Origin of the sequence: Halomonas sp. 5021, from assembly GCF_036663435.1 — a bacterium.
In the GTDB taxonomy this organism is placed as follows: domain Bacteria; phylum Pseudomonadota; class Gammaproteobacteria; order Pseudomonadales; family Halomonadaceae; genus Vreelandella; species Vreelandella janggokensis.
Map to the genome: position 1 here is coordinate 60,889 of NZ_JAXOVU010000013.1, position 24,736 is coordinate 85,624.

Genomic DNA, 24,736 nt, shown 5'->3' on the forward strand with positions numbered 1-24,736 from the left:
TCGTCAGTGCGATGCATTGAGTGCGGCTTCCAGCCGCGAGACCAATGTCGGCTCCCACTGCTCTAGCGCCAGCGCCGTGACTGTTTGGTGAAGCGTTCGGTAGTGCTGCTGAGCCAGACTTTCCAGTCCCGCTTCATGTAACAAATCTGCGCTTGCCAAACGCCAATAGGCGCTATCACGTGGCGAGCGGGCACGACTCAATCCTTGATCAAGCACTTTTAACGCGGCTCCGACATTGCCATCCGCCATGGCATCGCGAGCCTCTTGCAAGCCTGCCTGCCAAGCTTCCCCACCGTCGCTCGATGATCCCGCACCCTGCGAACTGCTGAACAACCACCGTTTTGTTTCATCATCAATAAATGCCACCCCGTTATTAAAGGCCAGGGTGTCGATACCCGATAACCGCTCCAAAAAGCGCTGGGCTTCCTCACGAATCGCCTCGGCGCAGCGGGGGTGCCCTAACTGTTTCGCAACCCCTGCGCTCAAGCGATGGCCTTCCAGCCAATAAGGGCTCAACGTCAGACTGTTCTCAATGCGCTCCCACAGGTCGTGATCGCTTCCCCGCGCAATCGCGTCGCGGTAATCGGCAACCCGGTCAGCTGAAACAGGCGCCAGTTCGGTTTTACCGTCCTCCCTGGCATTGGGAAGTGCCTGAATCGCGCCCCAGATCGCGAAACGACGCAATCGATAGGCCAAAGGTTCACCAGGGGTTTGCTCGAGCAGGAAATCGGCCATCTTCAACAAGCTTTGGCGATTCGAGCGCTCGTTTCCGGCTTCCATGCGCAGCTCAGGCGCTTTGGCTGAAGAGGGCTGCGTTGTCGTAGCCGACTGTCTATTCGCATCAGGCTGGTCAGGCAGCGTGTTGTCCGACGGCGTTGTCTCGGCAGCGGACGTTGATGCTGTCGGCCGTTGGGCAAGCAATTGTCGGCTCAGCTCATCCAGATTCTGCCCGGGCAACGCGTTCGCTTCTGCTTGCTGCTGGAGCTCTTCAAGCGATGCCCGACAGGCCTCAAATTCATCCTCTGCGTTGTGAAAATCGAGGCTCGACACCAACTTCACGCTGCGCTGGGTGAACTGCTGAAATAAACGGGTACGTAGCTTGGCACCCCGGCTGCCCGAGAACGGGTAAGCCTGTGACCACCAGGGCTGGTCAACGCTGCGGGCAAGCAGCCGCAGCGAAAGCGCAAATCGCACGCCATTCCCGCCGTGCTGCAGGCAATGCACTAAGTGCCCCAACACCTTTAGGTCCTTGCCTTTGTCGCTCAGCATCCGCACGGCAAGGGTTTCAGCGGTGTCCCAGTCAACGTGGGCATGCTGCAATGAGCCTACCTTCATCATTTCTTCATCGAGCGCCAGATAGTCATTGGTGTCTTCCAGCGGCTCGCCGACGGGGTGCCCTTCATCGTTAACGTCCAGCGGAGCCAATACGGGCGTTAGATGATCTTCAACGGTGATGCGCATTGAGTGACTCCTTTACCAGCGACACGCATTGCGCAGTGGTTGAATATCCTCACGAAGGCCTGATACATCAAAGCGCAGCCCGTCCAAGGCACTCTCATCACTGCGTAATGTCAGTTCCTCTGCACTAAGTAATTGGCGAAGGGTATCGATGGCAGGCAAACCGCGGCCGCCGCTAATCACCTGCCCACCGTCACGAACCCGCCACTGCTGCTCAATAACGCCTCCATGACCGGTAAGCTCAAGCGTCACTCGGGCGCTATCTATGGCTACCGGCATATGCAGTTGAAACCGGGTAATCAGCTTTTCACAGGCCATCACCATGATGGGCCTGGGCGGTGTGGTGCCTAATGCGGGCACACTGATCAGCACGTCGCTGCCCGCTTCGCGTATGATCAACCCCATGTCGTCGCCGGCGCGCGCCGCCTCCTGGCGTTCAATGGCGTGCCATAACGCGGGCAATTCGCTGGTGTCGACGCTTGGCGTTGGCGTTTTAAACAGCGCGTCGTAGCAGTTCAGGCGCTCTAAACGGGAGGACTCCTCGGCGCATGCCCGAGCATTTTCCAGCAACGCTGTGGACCCTTCCGCGCGGGAGGGGTGGCTTAATAGCGTCAATAGCAAAAGCAAACCACCGGCTAAGACGTGGCGGTTTAACAACATCGTGTTCATTTGGTATCCAGTTCTAATAGCTGGCATTTATGGGCCAGGGTTCGCTTGGGTAAACCGAGGCTTTCTGCTACCTGGGCACGATTGCCCCCGAACCGCCGCAAGCGTTGACGGATAATGGCGGACTCGACATCGCGCAGGGCTTGGCGCAGGTCATCAATGTCATCAGGTAGTGCGAACCCAGCGTCTTCCGTCACCTCCGATGCCGATGAGGTTTGATCGCTTTGTTCACCCGGCAACAGGTAAGCGTCGATATCGGCCCCCTGAGGCGTCATGGCGCAGGCATAATCAATCACGTTTTTTAGTTCGCGGACGTTGCCCGGGTAATCGCGGCGATACAGCAGGCGCAGTGCGGCGGGGGTAATGCCCATTTCGTCCCGTCCTTCGCGTTCACAAAAGTCGCGAATAAAGGACTGGGCTAACGTGGCAATATCGTCGCGCCGTTCGCAAAGTGGTGGCAATTCAAGAGGGAACTGGCCTAACCGGTAGTAAAGGTCTGCGCGAAACCGCTGCTCACGAATCTGTTCACGCAGCGGTTGATGCGTGGCCGCCACCAGGCGCAAATTCGCGCAGCGTTCCTCACTGGCCCCGAGCGGTCGGTAGCGGCCGCTTTCCAGCACACGCAACAGTTTGGCTTGCAGGGCTAACGGCATATCACCAATTTCATCAAGGAATAACGTGCCTCCATCCGCTTGGCTGATGAGTCCTTCGCGGGCCTGGTCGGCCCCGGAAAAAGCCCCCTTGGCATGGCCAAAAAGCTCTGACTCAAGCAGCGCTTCGGGAATGGCGGCACAGTTAATCGCCATGAAGGGACCTTTTGACCGTCCTGAAAGCTGATGGATAGCCCGAGCCACCCGGTCTTTGCCCGTGCCAGTTTCACCCTGGAGGAGGACTGCCAGATTTGTTTCGGCCGCACGCACCACATGCCGGCGCAGTGCTTGCATGGCTGACGACTGACCCAGCAGGTCGTCGGCGAGCTGATCAGCCAGTGCCTGGCGACGGGCACCATCGTTCAGTTTGGCAAGCGAATCTTGCAGCAAGCGTGAGCGCTGACGCTCCCCCTGCTCCCGGGCCAATCGGGCCCATACACGGCACAACAAGGCATCAAACGCCACCATGCCGGGGTCTTCCGTCAGGCTGCGTACCCTTGACTGGGTGCCTACCAATACCATCACCCCCAGCCATTCGCGGCCTTTGTCCGCCGCCCGCAGGGGGCGGATGTGCAGGTACGAGCCTGCGCCAAGTGCGGCCACCTGTTGCTGGAAAGTGGCATCATCCAGGCGTGTGCGTGCATCGGCGACGCTAAGGGTCAACGCTTTGCCGCTGCGAATGACGTGGGCATAGGGGTGATTGAAATCGCTGCAATCAAACTGCCCCTCATCGCCATCTCGCCCCAGCCAGCGGCCGCTGCCATCGATATACAGGCATTCGGCCGATGCCAGCCCCAGTTGGTCTTGCAGCAGTTGGGCTGCTCGCTGGCGCAACATCGACGTTGAGCGACTTTCCACCAGCATCAATGCCAATGGCATAGCCGCCAGTTCAGCTGATAACGCACTCTTGGCAGTGGATGTGGCATCGGCAGCAGACGTCATGGTGTCAGGCTACCTCCGCCGTAAAGCTGCCGTGATCAGGATCGACTCCCAACACAACGCTAGCCACGCTTTCACGACGCGCCATCCGCTCAAGCAGTGCACGGGAAAGCGGCGGTAACAACTCGCCGTCGATCACCGACTCCAGCATGCGGGCCCCATTTTCACTGCGCGTTGCCCGAGCACAGATCGCCTCGACCAGCGCATCATCCAGTGTCACGTCTGCCTGACGGTGGCGTTCGCGGATGCGCGCCGCCAGGGTGGCAAGCTTGGCATTGACGATAGCACGGAGGGTATCGCCCTCTAGTGGTAAGTAAGTCACCACTTCCATACGTGCCAGCAAGGCCGGCTTGAAGAAGTCGGCCAGCTGCGGATAGAGCGCATCGTCGAGTGCCGTGGGGTTATCACGGTGAGCGACGATGGTTTCATAACCCAGATTGGACGTGAGGAAGAAAAGCACGTTCTTACAGTCGATCAACCGGCCTTCCCCATCCGCCAGCTCGCCTTTATCAAACGCCTGGTAAAACAGATTGAGCACATCAGGGTGGGCTTTTTCCACTTCGTCCAGCAGAACGACCGAATAAGGGCGCTGACGAATCGCCTCTGTCAGCAGCCCACCTTCACCAAAACCGACATAACCGGGCGGCGAACCAATAAGGCGGGATACTGTGTGCTTTTCCTGGTACTCGGACATGTTGATCGTCGTAAGAAACTGGCGACCGCCATACAGCTGGTCGGCGATCTGTACCACGGTTTCGGTCTTGCCGACCCCGCTGGGGCCAACGAGCAGGAAAGCACCCAGCGGCCGCCCAGGGCGACGCAGGTCGGCACGCGCGGTCAGTAGATGACGGTGGATACGTTCAATGGCAGCGTCTTGCCCCTGAATCATGTCACCAAGGTAGGCAGGTAGCGCGGTCAAACGCGTTAATTCATCGCTTGTCATCCGCTCAACCGGCACGCCGGTCCAGTCGCCAATCACCTGGGCAACTTGCGCTTCTTCAACGCTCGGGTTGACCAGGGTAAAGGTCTGCTGCAATTGGGCTAGCTGCTGTTCACGCGCCGCCAGCTCGGCGTGCAGGGAAGAGGAAAGCGGGTCTTCAGCATGACTGCCGTCATCGAGTAGTTGGCGGTGCAAGGCGACGATGGCATCGACACATTCACGCTGCTCGCCCCAGGCCGCTTCCAGCGTCGCCAGTTCATCGTCGAGGTTGGCTAAACGCTCGTCGAGTTCCTGACGGCGTGATACGTCGACGTCTCGGCCCAGCAGCGTTTCACGGGCTAGCTGATCACGTTCGCGCAGCGCTGCGGTATGCTCGCTTTGCAAATGGCTAAGCTTTCGCGGCGGTGTATCAAGCGTTTGTGCCAGGCGCGTGCAGGCAGTATCCAGCACGTCGATCGCCTTATCCGGCAATTGCCGACCGGCCAGGTAGCGAGCGGACAGGGCCGCTGCCGCTCTTAGGCCACTGTCGCCAATCAGTACGCCGTGGGCCTGTTCATAGACATCCCGTAAGCCCCGCAGAATCACCAGGGCTTGATCGACGCTGGGCTCAGACAGCGTAACGGGTTGAAAGCGCCGCGAGAGCGCCGGGTCTTTTTCAAAGTATTTCTTGTACTCCCGCCAGGTAGTGGCGGCGATGGTGCGCAGCACCCCTCGCGCCAGCGCTGGCTTGAGCAAATTGGCCGCATCACCACCGCCTTCCTGGTTACCCGCACCAATCAGGGTATGCGCCTCATCAATAAACAACAGCGTGGGGCGCGCCGCGTTCTTAACCTCGTCAATGACAGCTTTAAGCCGTTTTTCAAACTCACCTTTGACAGCCGCCCCTGCTTGCAGGGCCCCAAGGTCGAGCGTGAGCAGCTCGACATCGGCAAGCGCCGCAGGCACCTGGCCGGCCACAATGCGCGACGCGAGACCTTCAACGACAGCACTTTTGCCGACCCCGGCATCGCCAATTACGATGGGGTTGTTTTTGCGTCGACGCCCCAGGATATCGAGCATCTGGTCGATCTCAGGGTCGCGCCCCAATACAGGGTCGAGCGTGCCTTGTCGCGCCTGCTCGGTGAGTGAGGTAGCGAAGCGTGCCAGCGCACTGTCGTCAGCGTCAGCGGGTACTTGGCGTGGAAACCCCGTTGCCTCGTCCTGGGGAGCTTCGGCTGAATCCGCGGTTATCGGATCCAGGTGGCGGCGCAGGTTTTCCCGGTTGATGTCAGCCAGCAGCCTTACCGCACCTGCTCCCAGGTAGCGTTCCGGGTTATGCAGCAGCGCGGTAAATACAGCGCCGCTTCGCAGGGTTGGGTGCTGATACTCGGTGGAGGCAAGTAACCAGGCATCTTGAAGCAGCTCGACCAAAAGCGGTGAAAAGCTCGGCGTTGCCACCTCTACCTCGCGGGGTGGGCGTGTTTCTTCCGCCAACTGCGCACGTAACGGTGCGATATCCATATCCAGGTGTTCACATATGATGCGCACATCGCACAGCGGCTGATCCAGCATGGCTTGCAACAAATGCCCCACCGTCACCTCGGGCGCCTGCTGTTGCGCACACAGCAACGCGGCTTGCTCTAGCCCTTGGCGAGCAATCGTATTAAGACGGCCAATGAGCGCTGGTAGCTCTACCCTGAGCATGGTTTCTCCTAACGGTAAAGTTGATTAAGTAGCGAGGTAATTTGTGCCGCCTGTTGGTCCAGCGACCAGGAAAAGCCCCAATAAACGCCGACCATGGCGATACCAAACAACGCAAAGATGCCCCAGGTAGGGAAATGCGTTGAACGGCGTTGATGCCCCTGCACGACATTATCGAGGGGGTGAGTTAGCGCTTCTTCACCTGGCTCCTCGAGGCTGTTTAGCTGGTCACCCAAGGCCCTGACAACTTGCTCGTACTCTTCACGACCGTGAGACATCACCCGGTATCGACCTTCAAAGCCAAGGCACAGGCACAGGTAAATGAACGCCAGCATGTCTCGGTAGCGTTGGGGTTCTTGCTGGAGGCGGGCAAGAATCGAAAACACTTTTTCACCGCCCCAGGTTTCGTTATGAAAGCGGGTCAACAGCGAGTGTTCGGCCCATTTACTTTGCCGCCCCCAGGGCATGCCCATCACGGCCTCATCGATAAACGAACACAGCACGTAGCGATAGGCGAGCAGCGTGGCTCGGTCATAACCCTGCTCGGTCAGCTCGATTTCAATGGCAGCGATTTCATCGACAACCTGACGGTAAAGGCGCTCAATATCGCCCGCTTCATCCAGTTGCCGCACCCTGACCACCATGCCCAGCAGGCTGCTGGCCGCATCAACCAAAGGATTCAGGTTATGCCCGCGCAAGCGGAACCAATAATCCTCATCGGCATCAAGCTGCTCGGCGTGGCTATGAATCAAATGCTCCAAACCACGCTCGTTAATTAGATCCTCATGACGCACGCTGTCATTAGGTGCCTGGGAACGGCTCAAGCTGTGCGAATCGGTGGCAAGCTGCTGCATGGTTTAACTCCTGATAGCCCAGAACTGCATTTCCAGCCCTGGAAATTCACCGGCGACGTGAAAAGCAAAGCCGCTGGCACCGTTGAGCATGCCCCACGCCTCGCTTTGGCGGTCGAGCTGGAAATAGCTATAGCCAGCGTGATAGGGCAGTTCGCGGGGAGCCACCGGTAACGGCTCAAGCGGAATGCCGGGTAGCTGAAGGCTGATGAGATCGCGGATTCGCTCGACGCTCGCCACCTTGGTTTGCTGTAAAAACAGCTTGCGTAGCCGTTCATTGGGCATGTCGGCGCGCACGGCGAGGATGAATTCCGCAGATTCGATCAGGCTAAGGTCAGACAGCGGCGCCACTAGCAGGCCATAGCGTCGTGTCTGCAGCTGGATAGCCACGGCACGGGGTTCGAGCACCGTCGACAGCGCCTGGCGAAGCATTTTCATCAACGGATGAAAGGCGCCTTCCGGGTGATCGTGGTCGTAGGCAGGACACTCTGGGGGCAGCCGTGATTCGTCAGTGAAGGTGACAAGTTCACAGGCCACTTCATGCATGGTGTCGTAAAGTCGCTCAGGGTGCAGTTGACCCAACCGAGCGAGGTGCTGAAAACGCGGCTGGGCGCGGTTAAGCAGTTGCAGCAACATAAAATCGGAGACGTCAGCGACGCCCGCCTGATGCGGGGTTGACAGGCGCTGGGCAATGTTACGCGCGCGCTCACGCATCAACCCGGCCATCTCGCCCACAAAGCGCTGCAACCCAGGTGCCGCTTGCACATTGAGCAGCGTTGGCAAGAACTGCTCATCAAGCACCAGGCTGCCGTCAGGGCGACGCTCTACAATGCGCGCAACGGCGAGGCAGGCGTAGCCGCTACGGTCATCGCGTTCGAGCAGCAAGCGGGGCGACACCCGAGCGACATTGATATCGGTGGACACGCCCTCCTGTGAGTGAAGATCACGCACGCTGCGCGACAATAACCGGTAGCGCGCCGGCAAGTTGTCTTCAGGCCAACGCACTTCGCCAATACCATCGGTTGCCAGCGGCAAGCCTAGGTACACGACCTGATTGGTAATACTGGCGTCACTAATTTCCAGCGGCGCGGGCTCAACGTCATCGCCTGGCAGGTGAAACGCCACGCCGTCGGGCATGACGCCACTTGCCCGACTGATGGCGATGCGGCCAAAACTGAGGAATTCATTATTGAGTTCCAGCGAGAGAAAGCCGTATAAATAATGGCTTACCCCCTTTAAGCGCGTATCCAACATCCCTTCCAGGCTGCGCTGCTGTTGCTGGAAGTGCTGAGGCTTAATGAATAAGCCCTCGCTCCACACCACACGATTCCGGCTGGCCATTATCCCTCCTTCCTTAACTCAACTTCGCTGTCACGGAGGTGAACCAGCAGGTGATAGTGCTCGCCACGGCTTTTCACCTTGACGACCTTCTTCCATTCCGCCTCATTGGGAGAGGCGTAATACGCAATCAGCCCGATATAGCGAGTGTTTTCATCAACCTCGAAGGGCGCGTAGAACTTCCACTGCTCCGGCAGCAACGTAAAGTCGTCGTGGGCCAGGTAATTCGTGCCAAGGGTTTCTTCCAGGTCGCTTTCCAGCTGACCTAAATCCGCTGCCATTAGCATTGAATCATCTTTCAACTGCAGGACTTGAAAGCGAAGCGGTGTCCCCTCGCCTTCCACGTTAGGGTTCACGTCAGGTTCCGCCAGCATGCTGAGGTCAACCTTGGTAGGCTGATCACCGGGATAACCCACCGGGATGTCGGGGTCCTTCATGACCTGCCAGGCTTTACTGGTAGCTTCCCGAGTCGACGCGCAGCTTGTCAGCAGCAAGGTGAGGCAGAGCAGTCCGACAAGCCTTGCGATACCAGGCGCAATCATGCGTCCTCCCGCTGCTGGCGACGCACAGACTGGTCGTAGGCTTGCTCAAACACCTCCCAAAACAGCTTTTGAAACCCTTGCTGCCGGTCAGAATTCAGTTCTCGGTAATAGTGGTCATACATTTCCCACGCCCAGCCACTTTCGTTATCGATACGATTTCCGGCGCCGCGATAGGCATGAAAGCGTTTAAGCAACGCCTCGGGGGAAAAGGCGTCCAGAATGGCGCTCAATGCATGGCCAATGGCGTCTTCGACCGCCGCTTGATGCTGGCCTTGGTGACGCAGACTCTCGGCCACGGCTTCCGGAGCTGATAGGTGTACTGGACTGCGGGACGCCGACAGCATGGTTTCAGCCGTTTCCTCGAATGACTGCCCTAATCGCAGCGGATTGTCTTCGATCGGTTGCAGGCGCCGGTCACGTAGCGGGTACTTACTGTCATTTTGGGTCTGTTGTAATACCCGCAGCCCGTCGATGGCAGCACGCAGGGTTTGGCCGGCTTCTTCCAGGAAAGCTTGTTGCTCTTCACTGTCCCGAAAAGGCAGGTCAATCCCCAATCCCCGCAGCAATGGGTCAGCACCAACATGGCTTAGCGAGCGCGTCGTCGGTTTTTGCCAACGGTCTTCCAATTGCTCACCCACCGAGCGTTCCAGGTCATCTAATTGCCGCTCATCCATGTTATTGCTCCTGTGCGTTTTTTGGCCGTTAAGAGAGGGTATGTCTGGCAGGCTCACCGCTTCGTGGCGGCGCTCTTGTTGAGCCCATTGCTGATATTCATGGCGCTGGGAAACGGGCAGTGTATCGACCGATTCCAACATGGCCGGTCTGGGAGCATCGTCTTCCAGTGCCACCATCGGGTCGTGCTGCAACGATCCAGGGATGACACCGCCCAGCGCTTCAATAGGATCTTCGCGTTGTGGTTGCTCACGACTGGGACCGTGGCTCCCCACCGGCGACGCATACCCATGGACGGTGACGTCTTCGTGCTCCTCGTCAACCAGAGTCGCGAGCGAGTGCGCGCCAGGCTGCCAGGACTGACGATCGCCAAGATGCACTTTCAAGCGGTACTCACCGATCAGCAGCTCGTCACCGTCACGCAGTGCTGCTTTCCGGCCACGCCCCAAAGGCAAGGTCGAGCGGTTGATGAAGGTTTGCCCACTGCTATCGATGAGGCAAAATTTCCCGTCAATTCTGGTAATGTCGGCGTGGCCGGGCCGAATACGCCCTCTATGGTCTTGCAGTAGCCAGTTATCGTGCGTGCCGCTGCCCAAGGTGCCACCGCCGCCACGGAAGACGAAACTGCTCGTCGAGCGCCCTTCGAGCGCTTCACTGTTGACAACCACCAAGGTGATGGCATCGGTCTGAATGGCATTCATGGTTTAACTCGTCATTTGGATGCGCACGCGGCGACGACTTGGGTTATCAACGCTTTCTGGGTCGACAAAGGTGGTCCAGCCAAGCTGACACGAACCACCATCCCCCAGACGCATGGGTTTGACAGCGCTGGGCAACAGTTCAAGTTCAAGGTCATAGGCCAGCGGCTCACGCAGCACAAAACTCACCAGTGTTTTCAATGAATTATGCTCCTCACCATCGGGCAAAAAGTCTCTAAAACGAGAGAGGCTCAAGCCCCGCAAGCAAAGCGCGAATTTGCCCTTGACGTCGGCAACACGCTCCCCGGCCACCACGTCCTCGCCCAAGGTCATACCGGCAAGGCCCGCGCGGCTTCGTTGGTCGGGGGGTATGTCGACCCAACGCAACACCCACTCATCAACCTCTACCTGATCCAGGTCAAAACAATGACCGACAATGCCGCATACCACGTCGGGAGAGCGCGAGCGGCCCGCCAGCAGACCTGCGTAGGCCAGCATCTTGCTCCAGTTGATCGGCGTCTCGCCGCGCAGATCACCGTCGGCTAGTCCCACCAACGCAAAAATCGCCGCTGAAAACCCGTCCTTGGCATCATCCTGGTAACGCACGTAGTGGCGGTATTTACGCCAATTACGGTGCATCAGGGTCAGCAGGCGATGATTAAAAAAATCCAGAAAATCGCCTGCCGCCCCTTCCTGATGCGCTGACTCATGGGCCAGCGCTTCAAGGTAATAGCTCGGGAGCGGCGACTGGGCGCCCTGCAGCCCCATAAAGCTGACCTTCATCTCGTACTGGCCACTTTCGTTCATCGCCAGGGTCAGCACATCGCTACCGGGGAAGCCCAGTGAAGCCGATGCCTTGAAGCGGACGCGCTGCAGTGAGGGCACGCTACCGCCAGGCCCCTGCTCTAAATCATCGCCATGATGACGGTGCAGGAGCTCAACCAACTGGAAAAACTCGTAACGTCTCGCCTCTTTCATGAGAGGCGTTAGCGCTACATCAGGGGCTGCTGCCCCGCCTGTAAACTCCATGTGTAGCGCTCTTGGTTATGTCGATTAACAACATGCAACTCATGAAAAGAGTTGATGCTGGCGTAAAGAGAGAAAAACCGCGCCAGCACACTGCCAAACAGGTACAAACTGCCTTCATCACCAAAGGCGTCCTGGTCCAACGTCATCACTGAGCGAAGGCCACGTATGGGCATGCCTTTGCGCAGTCGATCAACCGACTGTGTTTCGATATCCACGATGCCTGCCCATCTTTTTTGAGCGATGCGTTCTGCTTGACGATCGACAAGCGCGCGAAAGTCATAAGCTCGCAGCACTGAACACAGGGCATCACGCTCCAGTAACGAGAGGTAGTTGAGGGACAGGTTGGAGATCAGCATCCAGAGCAGCCCATCATCCAGTGCGGGTCGCAGCACGGGCGTCGGCCGGGTGATATTGCGAAAGTCGGCATAGGCAGGGCTGTTCTCAGTTGGCACGCAAACATCACCCACCGTCAGTTGCTCTGGCAATTCACGATTGCTGCAAGTCAGCTGCAATGAGATTGTTTCACGGCTTTCAAGGTGTGCCTGCTCGTCGCCCCGCATAAAGGCAATATCGTGGTCAAAGCCATCACTACGCAGGCTGTCACGCACTCGTAAACGGTAATAGAGGGCTTCACGCCCCCGGTCGCGCTCAATTTGATGCTGAAAACTTTCAAAGGGAACGTAACGCCGAGGCTCGCCCTGCCGGTCTGTCTCTGCTCGCCCTACCCAACCGTGAACATTGTCGACGCTGAACACTTCATAATGTGACGGTGAGCGTGTACTGGGCCGCAGGCGATACTCGCTTCGCTCACCGCTCAGGTCGATCGGCTCGGCATCGTGGCTGAACAAGTTAATCGCGGGCGTGCAATAAAGCGCCAGGTGCTCATCCTGAACCCGCACATCCGTCGGCAGAGTGCGAGAAAACTCAAAGCGCAACGTGACCCTTTCCGCGGGTTTTGACGGTAAGTACTGGTTCAGCCTTGTGACATCGAAGAAATGAAACGCCTCGGGAAAGCAGAGGTACTCTTGTAAAATTCGGTAGCCCTGATGCACATTACGGGGGTAAGGCAATAGCGCCTGATCGCGCTCAAAACCTACCGCTTGAAGTGCATTGGTGGGCAGGGATTGCTGCCAGCCGTCAACGTCCAGCTCGACGCGGGTCAGGTAGTGATTAAGCCATAGGTACAACGTTCTTGCCGTATAGGCATCGCCGCCCAGATGCAGCCGCAACGACTCAATCCCCATGGCGTCCATCGGCTGGTCGCTATGCACATCCATCGCCAGCTCGACCACCGAGGTTTCACGGGTATGGCGCGCGCTCACACCACTATGAGCTAGCGGGTATAGCGTTACATCGTGACAAGTGCGGAATAAACAGGCGGTCTTTTCCACGGGCGTACTGGCAAGTGATGTGCCTCTTGCAACGGGCTGCTGATGGCTTAACGCATGCCACGCTGGGGTAAATTGCACGACCGTCATGCTGGGTACGGGCCGCAGGTAGTTCGGCCACAGCATGCTGATAAGCGAATGGGTGAGCTCAGGAAACTCGTCTTCCACTTTCTCACGCATACGACCGGTTAAAAAGGCAAACCCTTCCAGCAGGCGCTCGACATCCGGGTCGGTACTGCGCTCAGACAGGAAGCGACTCAGGCCTGGATTTGCTTGTGCAAACTCCCGTCCCTGACGCTTCAGAAAGTTGAGTTCATCTCGATAATAGCGATTGAGCATGCGTGCCCCTCAGCCCATCAGTTGAGACACTGATAACGCTTGTTGTTAAGCAACAGATCGATGGTGGTTTGGGCACTCGCCTTCCCAAGCGCAACGGTGGCATGGACTTGAAAACGCAGTTGCAATGGATCGCCTGCACTGGGCAACGCCTCAACATCCACGCGCTTTACCCGCGGTTCAAAGTGCTCAATGCATTGCCGGATCGCCTGCTGGACGCTGAGCTCCAGATCGAGTACGCCGATCGTGGCATCGTTAAAATCCAGCAGCCCCAATTCCGGTGCGCAGGTGCAGTTTCCAGGATGACTGTTCAGCAACTCCACCAGATGGCGCTTGATCGACTCAACTACATCTTCAAGCCGATCATTTTCTTCTTGCCTCACCGGTTGATGAGGTGCAGCAAGGCGCTCGAACAAGCGAGTGCCTAATACCCCGTTGCTGTTAGCTGCCATCGACCTGCCGTCCCTATTATTCCTTGTCGAGACGCCCGACGAGTGATAGCTCGAAGTTAGCTCCCATGTATTTAAAATGCGGCCGAACCGCCATTGAGACCTGATACCAGCCCGGATCGCCCTCTACATCTGACACCTGAATAGAGGCCGCACGGAGCGGGCGTCGACTACGCACATCAGCCGGCGGGTTCTCTTGATCAGCGACGTACTGGCGAATCCAGGTGTTGAGCTCACGTTCAAGGTCCTGACGCTCTTTCCAGGAGCCGATCTGCTCGCGCTGAAGCACCTTCACGTAGTGTGCCAGGCGGTTGATAATGAACATGTAAGGCAGCTGAGTGCCTAACTTGAAGTTGGTTTCTGCCTCTTTGCCTTCGGCGGTATTAGGGAACACCTTGGGCTTTTGCACAGAATTCGCCGAGAAGAAAGCTGCATTGTCGCTACCTTTTCGCATGGTCAGCGAAATAAAACCCTCTTCAGCCATTTCAAATTCACGCCGATCCGTGATCAGCACTTCCGTGGGGATTTTGGCCTGCAGTTGACCAAATGCTTCATAGGTGTGAACCGGGAGGTTTTCGACGGCTCCTCCACTTTGCGGGCCAATGATATTGGGGCACCAACGGTATTTAGCGAAGCTGTCAGTCAAGCGCTCGGCAAGTAGGTAGGCGGTATTACCCCAAAGGTAATGATCATGGTCTTCACTTACCGTTTCCCGGTAATTAAATGTTTTAACAGGGTTTTCAACGGGATCGTAAGGCGTACGCAACAGGAAGCGTGGCGCCGTCAACCCTAGATACCGCGCATCTTCAGACTCACGCAAGCTGCGCCAGCGCGCATATTTGGGGCCTTCAAAGATGGCTTTGAAATCTTTAATGTTCGGCAGTTCTTCAAAGCTTTCAATACCGAAGAATGACGGTGCCACCGATGACATAAAGGGGGCGTGCGCCATGGCACCCACCGCAGCAGTGTGCTGCAGCAACTTCATGTCAGGGGTGGACGGCGAAAAATCGTAATGCCCGATAATCCCCGCTACCGGCTCGCCACCAAACTGGCCATAACCGGCGTTGTACACATGGTGGTAGAGGCCGCTCTGACTGATTTCGGGCGCGAACTCGAAGTCTTCCAGCAGCTCTTGCTTGGTGGCGTGCAACACATCAAGCTTAATGTTTTCACGAAAGTCAGTCCGGTCAACAAGCAGTTTCAGGCCGCGCCACGCCGATTCCAACTGCTGGAATCCAGGCTCATGCAAAATTTCATCAACTTGATGGCTGATCTTGCGATCCAGCTCAACGATCATGTTATCGACCAGCGACTTATTGACACTGGGTGTTGTTTCACTGCCTTTAAGCAACTCTGATATAAACGCTGCAACACCCTGCTTGGCGACGTCATACCCCTCATCGGCTGGCGCCATGCGGGTTTGGGCCATCACCTGATCGAGAAGCGAAACATCCTCTGACTCTGTCTCTGCCGTCGTTGTCTGCTGCTTTGCTGCTTTACTCATCATTCCGCCCCGAATTCGCTGAAACGCACGCTTGAAAAATCCACCTGACTAATGCGCTACTCACCCTTGCCCTGGGTATCGAGCAGCGCCAGCTCATCCAGCAGTTGCTGTCGGGCCTCATCGCTTTCCAACAACTTTTGCAAACGATCACGGAAGGCGGGGACATTGCCCAGCGGCCCTTTCAAGGCCACCAGAGCTTCACGCAACTCGACCAACTGGCGCAATTCAGGCACCTGCTTGGCGATCGAGTCAGGGGAGAAATCGCTGAGCGATTTGAAGGACAGGTCCACCGCCATGTCGCCCGGCTCTTCGCTCTCTTCGGCGAGACGGTTAGGCACCGACGCCTGCAAGGTGAGTCCCGCTTCGCGCATGACTGACTGAAAGTTGTTTTTATCAACAGAAACGGCTTGACGCTCTTCTATCGGCGCTTCTTCCTCGTTGCCTTTAAAATCTCCCACAACCAGCAGCTTAAGCGGCAACTCAGTCTCCGCCTGCTGGTCACCTGTCGCCGGTACATACTTGATATTGATGCGCTCTTTTGGCGCGACGGTGCCTTGTTTAGCCATGGTGGTTCGCTCTGCCCCGAAGCCCAGCAAAAGGCTTCCTACAACTGTGAATGGTTATCAATCCCGGGAATGTAGCGAACTTAGCAACTACCCGCCAACCCGGGGACCAGGTAACGACAAGCCACCTTTGCTTAGCAGGATTACAAACATTGATTGTTTTTACCGAACTTCGACGCTTTTAGCCTCTAATTTGACTTTAAAACACCAAGCCGAAATTTCCATGTAAGAAATATCTTACAAACGAATCGGCAATCTCTTATAAAAATGAACCGCTTTTTCTTACAAACCAACTTATCTTTTATCGCGTAAAGCTCAATCTGATCGCTAATTAGAAACAAACAACACAACAAAAAAGCACCAAGGAAAGACCGAGCAAGATACCGCCAGAGGAAGCAAAGACTTGCTTAAAACCAGGCAAAAAATTGCCTAATTTAAAATAGCCTTACATATAGATTAAAATAAATATATGAAATAAAACAAAAATATAGTTTAGGCACGATAGTTGCTGTCTTATAGCACCCACACTGGGTTTTTCTTTTATTTATTCCGTCTAGGAGCAGTTTTATGCCAACTCCATGTTATATCAGCATCGAAGGACAGTCTCAGGGCAACATTACGGCAGGCGCATTCACACCGGACTCGGTCGGCAACATTTATGTCGAGGGTCACGAAGATGAAATGCTGGTGCAGGAATTCAAGCATGTGGTAACGGTTCCCACCGATCCACAATCTGGCCAGCCTTCCGGTCAGCGCGCCCACAAACCCTTTGTGTTTACCGTGGCGCTGAACAAGGCCGTTCCGTTGATGTATAACGCGCTGGCATCAGGCGAAATGCTGCCCAACGTCGAGCTCAAGTGGTACCGCACGTCGGTTGAAGGCAAGCAAGAGCATTTCTTTACTACGGCACTAACCGACGCCACCATCGTGGATATCAATCTGCGCATGCCGCACGCCCAAGACGTTACCAAGTCTGAGTTTACTCAGTTGATGGACGTATCCCTGTCTTACCGCAAGATTGATTGGGAGCATACCGTCGCAGGCACATCAGGCTCTGACGACTGGCGCGCACCCATCGAGAGTTAATCTCTTCACCATGCGTCGCCTTCAGGCGACGCATGGGTTCATATCGATAGCTCAACCGCCTCAGTGAGCCTCATCCCAGTTGTTACCGCTTTCGGCTTCCACAATGAGGGGCACACTCAGTTTGACGGCGCCCTGCATGCGCGTCTGCACCTCTTCAATGAAGGCCTTCACCTGGTCCTCGGCGACTTCAAACACCAGCTCGTCGTGCACCTGCATGACCATTAGCGCGTCAAACTCGCCCTCTGCAAGCCAGGCATCCACATCGATCATCGCCTGCTTGATGATATCCGCCGCGGTGCCCTGCATGGGCGCGTTGATCGCGGTACGCTCGGCCCCCTGCCGACGGTTACGGTTTTGCGAGTGGATTTCCGGTAAGTAGAGACGGCGCCCTCTTACGGTTTCCACATAGCCGTCCTCTGCCGCCTGACTGCGAATACGATCCATGTAGCGCGCCACCCCTGGGTAGCGATCAAAGTAGCGGTCGATATAGGTTTGCGCCTGGTTACGCTCGATGTGCAGCTGGCGCGACAGGCCCCAGGCGCTCATGCCGTAGATCAAGCCAAAGTTGATGGCCTTGGCACTACGCCGCTGATCGCCGGAGACGTTCTCAAGCGACGTACCAAACACCTCCGCCGCGGTGGCCGTGTGGATATCGCGCCCTTCGGCAAAGGCTTCAAGCAGGCCCTTGTCTTCCGACAGGTGCGCCATGATGCGCAGCTCGATCTGTGAGTAGTCGGCCGCCACAATACGGTAACCGGGACGAGCCACAAACGCCTGGCGAATCTTGCGGCCTTCTTCGGTGCGGATGGGGATGTTCTGCAGGTTGGGGTCGGACGATGACAGCCGACCCGTAGCCGTGACCGCCTGATGGTAGCTAGTGTGAACGCGTCCGGTGGCTTTGTTCAAAAGACGCGGTAGCTTGTCGGTGTAGGTGGACTTCAGCTTGGCAAGCCCACGGTGCTGCATAATCACCTTGGGCAGCGGGTAATCCAGCGCCAGCTCTTCCAGCACCGCTTCTGCGGTCGAAGGAGCACCTTTGGGGGTCTTTTTGAGGACCGGAATTTTCTGTTCTTCAAACAGAATCTGCCCCAACTGCTTGGGTGAACCCAGATTGAATTCGCGCCCAGCCAGTTCATACGCCTGGCTTTCCAGCTCACGGATGCGGGTTTCCAACTGCTGGCTGTGCTCATGAAGGCGTTCTGCATCCAACGCCACGCCATTGCGTTCGATGCGCGATAGCACGCTCACCAGCGGTAGCTCCAGATGATCCAGTACCTCAGCGAGGCGGCCTTCGCGCTCGACCTGAGGGCGCAGGGTTTCCTGCAACCGCAGGGTAATATCCACATCTTCACAGGCGTACGGGGTCGCCTGCTCCAGAGCGACTTGATTGAAGGTCAACTGTTTGGCGCCTTTACCAGCGATGTCTTCAAACGAAATGGTGCTTTCACCCAGATACTTCAGCGCCAGGGAGTCCATGTCGTGTCGCGTGGCGGTAGAATTCAGCACGTAGGAGGCCAGCATGGTGTCAGCCAGCGGTCCCGCCACGGCAATATCATAGTTGGCCAGCACGGAAATATCGTACTTGAGGTTCTGGCCAATTTTGGTTTTATGGATGTCTTCCAACAGCGGTTTCAGCGCGGTCAATACCGCTTTGCGGTCAAGCTGCGCCGGGGCATCCAGGTAATCATGGGCCACCGGAATATAGGCGGCTTCACCAGCCTCAAGCGCCAGGCCAATGCCGACAATTTCGGCGTCCATGTAGTTGAGGCTGGTGGTTTCCAGGTCGAAGCAGAAGCGCTCAGCGTTATGCAAGCGTTCCAGCCATGTATCCAGCTCACTTTGCTCTACGATCACATGATCGCGTCGCTCGCTGGGGGCGGCAACGCTATCATCGGCGGTGGCGCTGGCGGGCGCGGGCTCGCCGCTCTTGACGTCATCAACGCCTTCATCCTGGCCTTCAAGAAGCTCACCCAGCCACTGCTTGAACTCCATCTCTTTGTAGAGCTCTACCAGCGCTTCACGATCTGGGTGTGCGATGTCCAGGTCGTCCAGCCCCACGGGCAACTCACAATCGATCTTGATGGTAGCAAGTTGATAAGAAAGAAACGCCTGCTCACGGTGTTCTTCCAGTTTTTTGGGCAACGTTTTGGCACCCCGGAATGACAAGGTTTTAACCCGGTCCAGATCTCCATAAATGGTATCCAACCCCCCGCCCATGCCCTGAAGCAAGCCAATGGCAGTTTTTTCCCCGACCCCTGGCACGCCGGGAATGTTATCGACCTTGTCGCCCATCAAGGCGAGAAAATCGATGACCAATGCGGGCGGCAGACCGAATTTCTGCTCAACGCCTGCCTCATCCAGCGTCTCATCCTTCATGGTATTGACCAGCGTGATATGGGCATTGACCAGTTGCGCCATGTCCTTATCGCCAGTAGAGATCACCGCGTCGCGCCCTGCCTGAGTGGCATGGTGGGCCAGGGTGCCAATCACGTCGTCAGCTTCAACACCTTCAATACACAGCAGCGGCAGGCCGAGAGCTTTCACGCACTCGTGCAGTGGCTTGACCTGACTGCGCAGGTCGTCGGGCATCGGCGGCCGATGGGCCTTGTAGTCGCTGTACAGGTCATCGCGAAAGGTCTTACCCGGCGCGTCAAAAACGACGGCCATGGGGCTTTCGGGATAATCCTTGATCAGCCGTTTGAGCATGTTCAGCACCCCCTTCACGGCGCCCGTAGGCTGGCCATTGGAGGTGGTTAGCGGCGGCAGCGCATGAAACGCGCGGTACAGGTAAGAGGAGCCATCGACAAGCACGATCGGAGCACGGGCCATAACCAAATTCCATTGTTGGCAAACAGTAAGACATCGACTTTCCATGATACGCGTTCGGCGCCAACACTGCAGACCCAAGATGATGGTATGTGTTATTCAACATGACACAACGCTGCCAACTGATGCATCAAGCCGCTACAATAATGGGCTTAGCAACCTGGGCGAGATTCTCATGGCTGTATTCACTCCGCTTAGCGACGCACAGGTCGCTACGTTTTTAGAAAAATTTGATGTTGGCAGCTTCGTTTCCCTTCAGGGCGTCGCGGCGGGCACAGAAAATTCGACGTTCTTTGTGACCACCGACCATCGCGAACTGGTATTGACCCTGTTCGAACAGGGCGAGCATGCCGAGCTGCCGTTTTTTGTCGAGTTATTGGACTACCTGGATGAGCACCGTCTGCCCGTCCCCGGCACAGTTCACGACCGCGATGGCGTTGCGCTTCACAGCTTGGCCGGCAAGCCCGCGCTAATGTTTCCGCGCTTGCGGGGTCGTCACCCAGAGGCACCCAATCTGGCCCAATGCCATGCGCTGGGCGATACCCTTGGGCGAATGCACGTGGTGTCCAAGCACTTTCCCGGGCATCGCCCCAATCCGCGGGACCTGCATTGGCTACATGCCATGCATCACAGGGTGCTGACTTACCTGAGTCCTGATGACCAGACGCTGATGAAAGACGAGGTCGATGACTTCGAAAGTGCCTTCGCCCAACACGATGAGTTGCCCCAGGGCGCGCTTCATGGCGACCTTTTCCGCGACAACACGCTGTTTGAAGGCGACGAGCTTGGCGGCATTATCGACTTTTACAATGGCTGCACCGGTGACTTGCTGTTTGACCTCGCCATTGTCATTAACGACTGGGCTTCCAATGGGGACGGTACGCTGAACAGCGAACGCTATGCGGCCATCCTTAGTGCGTATCAGGCCCGCCGTCCATTAACGGCGGATGAGCAAGCACTGTGGCCGACCATGCTGCGCATGACAGCGCTGCGCTACTGGCTCTCGCGCCTGCTGGTGGTTTACGTGGACCCACCCGCCCACGACTTGACCCCCCATGACCCCGACCGTTTCCGAACCATCCTGAAAGCGCGCATCACCCATGGTGCATTACCACTACCCGAGGCATCTTCATGAGCGAAGCGTCCACCACCCGTTCAGCCCAGCGTGCTCGTCGCACCTGGAACATTGACCAGTGGGGGAGTGGCTACTTCGATGTGGATGACCAGGGCCAGGCACTGGTGAGGCCATTAGGCAACGCGGCCGAGGGGCCGGCACTGCCGCTGAGCAGCCTCGTGCGCCAACTTCAGAAAACCGGGTTACGCCTACCGGTACTGGTGCGTTTCAGCGACATCCTTCACGATCGCGTTGAGCAACTTTGCGGCGCTTTTGACGTCGCCATGCAAGAGCTCGACTATGCGGGCGGCTATACGGCGGTTTACCCTATCAAGGTCAACCAGCAACGACGCGTGGTGGAGGAAATCCTGGCCACCGCCGAACGCGGCCGCGGTCGTGTCGGCCTGGAAGCCGGCAGCAAGCCCGAATTGCTGGCAGTGCTTGCCCTCTCGGAGGGCGGCTCTTCGCTGATCGTGTGTAACGGCTATAAAGATCGTGAGTACATCCGACTGGCATTGCTGGGCGAGAAACTCGGCCACCGGGTTTACCTGGTAGTCGAAAAACTCTCAGAGCTCGACGTCATTCTTGAAGAGGCTCGTGAGCTGGACGTGACGCCGCGTATCGGCTTGCGCGCTCGGCTTGCTTCCGTCGGCAAAGGCAAGTGGCAAAATACCGGCGGCGAAAAATCCAAGTTTGGCCTTACCGCCAGCCAGATTCTGTCCGTCGTGGAGACTCTGCGTACTCAGAAAGCCCTCGATAGCCTGCAGCTTGTGCACTTCCATCTGGGTTCTCAGATTGCCAATATCCGCGATATTCAGCGTGGTCTGCGTGAGTGTGCCCGCTTCTATCAAAACCTGATTACCCTGGGTGCCCCGATTGATACCGTCGATGTGGGCGGTGGCCTGGGTATCGATTATGAAGGCACCCGGTCGCGCAGCGACTGCTCGGCCAACTATTCAATGCGCGAGTATGCCCGCAACGTGGTCAGTGCCTTTGCCCAGCTCTGCCAGGATGCCAAGCTGCCCCAGCCGCACCTGATCAGCGAGTCCGGCCGGGCACTAACCGCCCATCATGCCGTGCTGATTACCAATGTGATTGGCGATGAGCGTATCGACGACACGCCGCCCGAGCGTTCCCAACAGGATGATCTGCAAGTAGCCGCGTTATGGCGCGTCTTTGAGCAGTTGGCAGAACCCCAGGAACCTCGCGTGCTGGTCGAGGCGTGGCATGATTTGTTCCAGGCGGTCAGCGAATTACAGGACCGCTTCGTGCTGGGGCTCAGCGATATCAATGCCCGCGCCGAAGGCGAGCGCCTGTATATGGCCGCGTGCGCAAGACTGCGCAGCCAACTGGATACGCGCAACCGGGCGCATCGCGACATCATGGATGAGCTCGCGGAGAAGCTGGCCGACAAACTCTTCGTCAACTTCTCGCTGTTCCAGTCAGTGCCCGATGTCTGGGGCATCGAGCAGATTTTCCCGGTACTGCCGTTAAGCGGGCTGGATCAACCTCCGACGCGTCGAGCGATTATCCAGGACATCACCTGCGACTCCGATGGCCGCATCGATAGCTATGTGGACGGCCAGGGCGTTGAAAGCACCTTGCCGATTCCTGAGTGGGCAACCGAGGATGAGCGCTGGCTGGGCTTTTTCCTGGTGGGGGCTTATCAGGAAATTCTCGGTGACTTGCACAACCTTTTCGGCGATACCGACTCAGTGGATGCGGCTCTGGGCCCCGACGGTGAGTGGCAGCTGTCCAATGCTCAGGCCGGGGATACGGTGGCGGAGGTGCTCGCCTACGTGAACTTCGATGCCCGGGTATTGAAGCAAAAGCTCACTGAACAGTTGGCTACCAGTGGTTTTTCCGCCAGCGAGCAGGCACGTTTTGCCGCCAGCTTGAGCGACGGATTGGAAGGCTACACCTACCTGGAATAGCGTTGGCTTACCCGCCTTTGTCAAAACTAAGGCCACCGACGCTGTCGGTGGCCTTTTACTGTCAGCGGCTCACTCAACCACGCTGGTGGTAATATCCAAACCACCGGTCAGCGTCATGTGCAGCGTGGCGCCACGTGGCAGCTCACCCACTCCCGAGGGCGTCCCGGTTAAAATGACGTCTCCTGCTTCCAGGGTGAAATGACGGCTCATCTCTGCGACCAGGGTAGGGATGGTGAAAATCATGTCCGCCCCCTCACCGTGCTGGCGTTCTTCACCGTCAATCTCCAGCTTGAAGGACAGCGCGTTCCAATTTGGTTCGCGGCTCAATGGTAGAAACGGCGACAGCGGGCAGGCACCGTCAAATGCCTTGGCAACCTCCCAGGGATGTCCTTTGTCTTTCAGTTCGGTTTGAACATCGCGCAGCGTTAAATCAAGCGCCAGCCCCAGCCCGACAATCGCTGCACTGGCTTCATCCGGCGTCGCATCACTGATGGTTTTGCCGACTAACAGGGCCAGTTCAGTCTCGTAGTGAACATCGCCACGTTGAAAGGGAGGTGACAACGGCTGCTGAATATCCACGACGCTGGTCGCCGGTTTGATAAACAGCAGTGGCTGGGTGGGAACCGGATTATCCAGCTCTTTAGCGTGGTCAGCATAGTTGCGCCCAACACACACAACCTTGCCCAGCTCGTAGGGAAACGCTTGACCATCGGTAAATTGGGGAACAAAACGCATGATGGGGTGACTCCTTATGATGCACACACAGTAGCAAGCGCACCAGTCTACCCCAGCCATGCGATTGTTCCACACCTGAGTGGTTACCGGGTTAATTTACCGGGATGGCGCTGTTAACGACTGGACGTCGTCATCAGGTTCGTGGGCAAGAAAGCCAGGACGCGATGCTGGTGCTGCATAAGGCTCGCGGCAACGGTTATCCGGACGGTTAAACACAAAAAAAACGTTGCTGCGCGGATCTGGCGACAGGTTGGCATTGGAAGCATGCAGCGTGTTGCAGTCAAACAGCAACAGGCCACCTGCCTGACCCTTGGGCGCCTCAATACCATGCTCGGCGACCAGTTCCGTCAGTGCTTCTTTGCTTGGCACGCCAACTTCCTGCGCTTTAAGTGAGCTTTTGTAGTTGTCTCCTGGCGTTTCCCCCAGACACGGCACGAATTTCTTGTGCGACCCTGGGATCAACATCAAAGGGCCATTAAATTCGTGGTTTTCTGTCAGAATCAGTGAGGCGCTCACGGCATGCATGTTGGGCATCCCGTCTTCAGCGTGCCAGGTTTCAAAGTCGGAGTGCCAGTTGAAACCTTTGCCGGCAAACCCAGGCTTATAATTGATGCGCGACTGATGCACATAGGGCTCGGCGCCGATCAGTTGCCGCGCAGCCCCCGCCAGGCGCTCATCCCGGGCGAGCTCACCCATGCGCTGCGAGAGAAGATGCACGGCAAACAGCGAACGGATCTCCTGACTTTCCGGCTCGGTAACGCTATACGGTTTATCCCGATAGGCATCATGATTCATTAGTGCCCGCAACTCCCGACGCAGCTCATCAAGCTCTGAACCGACGATCAGGTCAGGGATAAACAGAAACCCTTTGCGTTCGAACTCGTCGAGTTGCGCCTGGCTGAGAGGGCCAGACAAGTGCCGACCTTTCACCACTGACTCCTGGCGCGGTTGCCAGAGTGACGCTGGGGCGTTAGCCAGCCGCGATGGATAGGGATCCTTGACCATCGAAAACTGAGCAGACGGCATGTCTGTCATTTCGCTATATTGCTTGTGTGTGTTAACAACATTGAGAGGTGTGTTGCTGACTGTCATCTAATCCACTCCTTGTATGATTAAATTTCAGATCAATTTCAGGTAACTCATCTTGCAGTGCACAAGGTAGACAACCTCAGCTTCCCTGCAAGTCGTACATGCGCACCCCATAACATGGGTTACGTGAAAAAAATTCACTCTTTTGCGCCTGTACATCCAGGGAAGGTCTTACAGTGTATACAGTCCGATTCAGCCCATTCAAGACAGTACCTACCACCCCCACACGCACCGGTAGTTTTCAGCCTA

At 56.9% G+C, this 24,736-nt stretch carries 19 protein-coding genes; 3 read left to right on the plus strand and 16 right to left on the minus strand.

The genetic code is table 11. The features are described 5' to 3' along the window. Positions 1 to 3: 3 nt before the first annotated feature. From tssA to tssB, 13 genes are read right to left on the minus strand one after another with little or no spacing between them, the layout of a single operon-like run. On the minus strand, positions 4 to 1,461 hold the full coding sequence (tssA, locus tag R3F64_RS16425; RefSeq protein WP_199284561.1) for a type VI secretion system protein TssA: 1,458 nt from the start codon (positions 1,459 to 1,461) through the stop codon (positions 4 to 6). A 12-nt stretch (positions 1,462 to 1,473) separates the two neighbouring features. Continuing rightward, positions 1,474 to 2,127, minus strand: coding sequence for a type VI secretion system-associated protein VasI (gene vasI / locus R3F64_RS16430; protein WP_199284560.1), 654 nt, complete (start codon positions 2,125 to 2,127; stop codon positions 1,474 to 1,476). Beyond that, positions 2,124 to 3,716 (minus strand): sigma-54 interaction domain-containing protein, encoded by a 1,593-nt coding sequence (locus tag R3F64_RS16435; RefSeq protein ID WP_199284559.1) that lies wholly within the window; start codon positions 3,714 to 3,716, stop codon positions 2,124 to 2,126. Before R3F64_RS16435 ends, vasI begins: the two co-directional genes overlap by 4 nt. A 4-nt stretch (positions 3,717 to 3,720) precedes the next feature. Continuing rightward, positions 3,721 to 6,336 (minus strand): type VI secretion system ATPase TssH, encoded by a 2,616-nt coding sequence (tssH, locus tag R3F64_RS16440; protein ID WP_199284558.1) that lies wholly within the window; start codon positions 6,334 to 6,336, stop codon positions 3,721 to 3,723. A gap of 8 nt (positions 6,337 to 6,344) precedes the next feature. Next, positions 6,345 to 7,187 carry a type IVB secretion system protein IcmH/DotU gene (gene icmH / locus R3F64_RS16445; RefSeq protein ID WP_085919042.1) on the minus strand — a complete coding sequence of 281 codons (843 nt, stop codon included), beginning with the start codon at positions 7,185 to 7,187 and terminating at the stop codon, positions 6,345 to 6,347. A 3-nt stretch (positions 7,188 to 7,190) separates the two neighbouring features. Beyond that, positions 7,191 to 8,525, minus strand: coding sequence for a type VI secretion system baseplate subunit TssK (gene tssK / locus R3F64_RS16450; RefSeq protein ID WP_085919043.1), 1,335 nt, complete (start codon positions 8,523 to 8,525; stop codon positions 7,191 to 7,193). Continuing rightward, a complete protein-coding gene (gene tssJ, locus R3F64_RS16455) occupies positions 8,525 to 9,064 on the minus strand; it encodes a type VI secretion system lipoprotein TssJ (protein WP_085919044.1) in 540 nt (179 codons plus the stop codon). Before tssJ ends, tssK begins: the two co-directional genes overlap by 1 nt. After that, entirely contained in the window at positions 9,061 to 10,437 is a 1,377-nt protein-coding gene (gene tagH / locus R3F64_RS16460) for a type VI secretion system-associated FHA domain protein TagH (RefSeq protein ID WP_085919045.1), read from the minus strand. Before tagH ends, tssJ begins: the two co-directional genes overlap by 4 nt. A gap of 3 nt (positions 10,438 to 10,440) precedes the next feature. Next, positions 10,441 to 11,463 carry a type VI secretion system baseplate subunit TssG gene (tssG, locus tag R3F64_RS16465; protein ID WP_332612641.1) on the minus strand — a complete coding sequence of 341 codons (1,023 nt, stop codon included), beginning with the start codon at positions 11,461 to 11,463 and terminating at the stop codon, positions 10,441 to 10,443. Next, positions 11,427 to 13,190: a type VI secretion system baseplate subunit TssF gene (gene tssF / locus R3F64_RS16470; RefSeq protein WP_264824619.1), complete on the minus strand. Its 1,764-nt coding sequence runs from the start codon at positions 13,188 to 13,190 to the stop codon at positions 11,427 to 11,429. Before tssF ends, tssG begins: the two co-directional genes overlap by 37 nt. Before the next feature lie 17 nt (positions 13,191 to 13,207). Beyond that, positions 13,208 to 13,639 (minus strand): type VI secretion system baseplate subunit TssE, encoded by a 432-nt coding sequence (gene tssE / locus R3F64_RS16475; RefSeq protein ID WP_085919048.1) that lies wholly within the window; start codon positions 13,637 to 13,639, stop codon positions 13,208 to 13,210. A 16-nt stretch (positions 13,640 to 13,655) separates the two neighbouring features. After that, a complete protein-coding gene (gene tssC, locus R3F64_RS16480; RefSeq protein WP_085919049.1) occupies positions 13,656 to 15,140 on the minus strand; it encodes a type VI secretion system contractile sheath large subunit in 1,485 nt (494 codons plus the stop codon). A gap of 56 nt (positions 15,141 to 15,196) precedes the next feature. Continuing rightward, the gene (gene tssB / locus R3F64_RS16485) at positions 15,197 to 15,706 is read right to left on the minus strand and encodes a type VI secretion system contractile sheath small subunit (RefSeq protein ID WP_085919123.1); all 510 of its coding nucleotides are present in this window, start codon (positions 15,704 to 15,706) and stop codon (positions 15,197 to 15,199) included. A 564-nt stretch (positions 15,707 to 16,270) separates the two neighbouring features. Between tssB and R3F64_RS16490 the strand changes: the two genes are divergently transcribed. Continuing rightward, on the plus strand, positions 16,271 to 16,789 hold the full coding sequence (locus R3F64_RS16490; protein WP_085919050.1) for an Hcp family type VI secretion system effector: 519 nt from the start codon (positions 16,271 to 16,273) through the stop codon (positions 16,787 to 16,789). Positions 16,790 to 16,849: 60 nt separating this feature from the next. On the opposite strand, the gene polA is transcribed toward R3F64_RS16490, so the two are convergent. Then, positions 16,850 to 19,618 carry a DNA polymerase I gene (gene polA, locus R3F64_RS16495; RefSeq protein ID WP_332612646.1) on the minus strand — a complete coding sequence of 923 codons (2,769 nt, stop codon included), beginning with the start codon at positions 19,616 to 19,618 and terminating at the stop codon, positions 16,850 to 16,852. 172 nt (positions 19,619 to 19,790) lie between these two features. Here polA and R3F64_RS16500 point away from each other — a divergent pair, with 172 nt between their 5' ends. Both R3F64_RS16500 and speA read left to right on the plus strand, forming a co-directional pair. Further along, positions 19,791 to 20,750 carry a homoserine kinase gene (locus R3F64_RS16500; protein WP_199284554.1) on the plus strand — a complete coding sequence of 320 codons (960 nt, stop codon included), beginning with the start codon at positions 19,791 to 19,793 and terminating at the stop codon, positions 20,748 to 20,750. After that, positions 20,747 to 22,663 (plus strand): biosynthetic arginine decarboxylase, encoded by a 1,917-nt coding sequence (gene speA, locus R3F64_RS16505; protein WP_085919052.1) that lies wholly within the window; start codon positions 20,747 to 20,749, stop codon positions 22,661 to 22,663. The genes R3F64_RS16500 and speA overlap by 4 nt, the downstream gene beginning before the upstream one ends. Positions 22,664 to 22,732: 69 nt before the next feature. Here the strand turns inward: speA and R3F64_RS16510 are convergent, their stop codons facing one another. Next, positions 22,733 to 23,398, minus strand: a complete 666-nt coding sequence (locus tag R3F64_RS16510) for a fumarylacetoacetate hydrolase family protein (RefSeq protein WP_085919053.1) — start codon at positions 23,396 to 23,398, stop codon at positions 22,733 to 22,735. A 96-nt stretch (positions 23,399 to 23,494) separates the two neighbouring features. After that, positions 23,495 to 24,490 (minus strand): ectoine hydroxylase, encoded by a 996-nt coding sequence (thpD, locus tag R3F64_RS16515; RefSeq protein ID WP_085919054.1) that lies wholly within the window; start codon positions 24,488 to 24,490, stop codon positions 23,495 to 23,497. Positions 24,491 to 24,736 lie beyond the last annotated feature (246 nt).